Source organism: Arthrobacter sp. Y81, assembly GCF_002929335.1.
In the GTDB taxonomy this organism is placed as follows: Bacteria; Actinomycetota; Actinomycetes; order Actinomycetales; family Micrococcaceae; genus Arthrobacter.
This window is the reverse complement of the sequence record NZ_PJIL01000085.1, coordinates 1-562: the sequence shown is the minus strand read 5'-3', so window position 1 is coordinate 562 and position 562 is coordinate 1. Positions and strand designations below refer to the sequence as shown.

2 protein-coding genes are annotated in these 562 nt (G+C 54.6%); one reads left to right on the top strand and one right to left on the bottom strand.

The window, feature by feature from the left end:
* Nucleotides 1–271: hypothetical protein (locus CXQ91_RS24975; RefSeq protein WP_219816620.1), on the bottom strand; the 271-nt coding region annotated here is incomplete at its 3' end.
* Nucleotides 272–337: 66 nt separating this feature from the next.
* Here CXQ91_RS24975 and CXQ91_RS25135 point away from each other — a divergent pair.
* A partial coding sequence (locus tag CXQ91_RS25135) for a hypothetical protein (protein WP_219816619.1) occupies nucleotides 338–562 on the top strand: 225 nt, incomplete at its 3' end.

Sequence of the window (562 nt, the reverse complement as noted above, 5' to 3'; positions counted from 1 at the left end):
CAGACGACATAAACCCATTGATATCGGGCAACGGCATACTGAAGCGAACACCTGAAGTGTTATCCCGTATTTCTGGCCCCTGAATGCTCACGGGCATTTTGGGGAGCAGTTCACTGGCCATTCGCTGCCCGGCCAGAGCTGCAAGCGGAGTGGTCCGCTGCAGGCCAATGGCGGCCCCCTGCGCGATATTGTCACCAAAGCCCATAAACACGCGGCTCGGCGAATGAATGCCCAGCTTTTCGCTGAACCAGCCACTGATGCTGTCACCCATTCCGGTTACACTGGATTTGAGCGACTCCCATTTGTTTTTGATACCGTTAATCAGACCATCGACAAGATGGCCACCGAAGTCGGTAAACTTTGCCGGCAGATCAACACCAAGATATTTCAGCGCAGCTGCAAAGGCTTTATAGAGCAGACCTGCCGGCGACCAGTTAATCAGCAGCTTACCAGTTCCCGCGATACCGCCGTTAAAGGCTCTTTCCCTGCCCGCCGCTCTTCGGATCTACCAGCCACTGATGCTGTCACCCATTCCGGTTACACTGGATTTGAGCGACTCCCA